This window comes from Actinotalea sp. C106 (genome assembly GCF_023630195.1).
GTDB lineage: Bacteria > Actinomycetota > Actinomycetes > Actinomycetales > Cellulomonadaceae > Actinotalea.
In genome coordinates this window covers 1-1,681 of sequence record NZ_JALPKN010000450.1, presented here as the reverse complement: position 1 = coordinate 1,681, position 1,681 = coordinate 1, and the positions used below count along the sequence as shown (strand labels likewise).

At 75.1% G+C, this 1,681-nt stretch carries 1 protein-coding gene, 1 tRNA gene and 1 pseudogene; 1 reads left to right on the top strand and 2 read right to left on the bottom strand.

Annotated elements, in window-relative coordinates; genetic code table 11:
- Positions 1-300: pseudogene (locus L0B03_RS17485) on the bottom strand (hypothetical protein); the annotation flags it as partial.
- Between the two features lie 166 nt (positions 301-466).
- A tRNA-Arg gene (locus L0B03_RS17480) sits at positions 467-539 on the bottom strand.
- A gap of 176 nt (positions 540-715) precedes the next feature.
- Between L0B03_RS17480 and L0B03_RS17475 the strand changes: the two genes are divergently transcribed.
- Positions 716-1,681: GTPase domain-containing protein (locus L0B03_RS17475; protein ID WP_250448238.1), on the top strand; the 966-nt coding region annotated here is incomplete at its 3' end.

Sequence of the window (1,681 nt, the reverse complement as noted above, 5' to 3'; positions counted from 1 at the left end):
GATCAGCAGCACGACGAGGGCCACCGCGCCGGCGACCGCAAGGCCGCGAGGTGCGCCTCGCCCCTCGGCCCAGGCCACGCCGGGGGCCAGGACGCCGGCAAGGAGCAGGGCGACCGTGACCGCCACGATCAGCAGCGTGAGGGACGTGGCGAGCTCGGCCAGGAGCCAGACGAGCACTCCGAGCACCAGGAGCCGACCCCCGACGGCGGCCGTGCGGACGAGCCACGTCGGTGCGTACTGCGCGTCGAGCGGGTCGCGAGGTGCTGGGGTGGGCGGGTCCGTGGGGTCCTGTGCGGCCATCGCCAGAAAGTACCTACACCCCGGCTCGGGGGCATGTCCGGCGCACCTCTCATCCTGCCGGGTGCGTCCGGGCCGCGAGGTCTCAGGGGCGCCGCGCCGTCGGACGGAGCCTAGGCGGTGCCACTGCGTCGGCTGCTGCCGAGATGGCCGCGTGATCGAGCCTGGGTGCCCCCGGCAGGATTCGAACCTGCGACCGCCGGATTAGAAGTCCGATGCTCTATCCACTGAGCTACAGGGGCCGGGCCACGGCCGCACCGGGTCGCCCGGGGAGCCGGGCCTGACCGCTGGTCGCGGTGTCGCCAGGCCCCAGGTTACGCGGCCCAGCGCCGTCGTCGGCCCCTCGTGCGCGCGATCCGCAGCCGGTGCGCGGCGCGCGCGGTTGGCCTGGGTGCCTCCGTCACGGGAGTATCAGGGGGTGATCACGTACCCCGCGACCGAGGCCTCAGCCAGGGGCCGACGTGACACCGAGCGACCCCGGGCGCAGGCATCCTTGCTCGACGCCGTCGCGGACCTGCGCCGTGACGTCGCCGCGACCCGCTTCCCGCTGCCCCTCGAGGGCGTGACCGAGGCCGAGGACCAGCGCCGCCGGCTGCTCGACCAGCTCGACGACCACCTGCTGCCCCGCCTGCGCGAGCTCTCCGCCCCGGCGATCGTGGTGGTCGCCGGCTCGACGGGCGCGGGCAAGTCCACCTTGGTCAACTCGGTGCTGCGGACCGAGGTGAGCGCCGCCGGGGTGCTCCGCCCCACCACGCGACGCCCCGTCCTGGCCCACCACCCCGACGACGCCGCCCTGCTCGCCGAGCACCCGCTCCTGGAGATCGTCGACGTGGTGCCGCACCTGACCGTGCCGCGGGGCATCGCCCTGGTCGACGCCCCTGACCTGGACTCCCTGCTCGCCTCCAACCGCAGCACCGCCCACCGTCTGCTCGAGGCTGCGGACCTGTGGCTCTTCGTCACCACGGCCGCACGGTACGGCGACGCCCTGCCCTGGGAGGTGCTCGACCGGGCAACCGAACGAGGCACCTCGATGGCCATGGTCCTCAACCGCGTGCCCGACGACGCCCTGGTGGCCGTCCGCGGGGACCTGATGGGGAGGTTGCGCTCCCGCGGCATGGCGGCCGTCCCGCTGTTCCTCGTGCCCGACGCCGGCCCTCACGAGGGCATGCTCGACGCCACGGTCGTCGCGCCGATCGGCAGGTGGCTCGCCATGGTCGCCGGGCCGGACCGGGCCCGCTCCGTCATCGCCCGCACCCAGCGGGGGTCCCTGCAGGCCCTGCGGCCGTGGGTCACCGGGCTCGCCGAGGCCGTGCAGGCCCAGGTCGACGCCCGGACCGCGTTGACGGCCCTGATCGAGCAGGCCGCCGGCTCCGTCGCCGCGCGT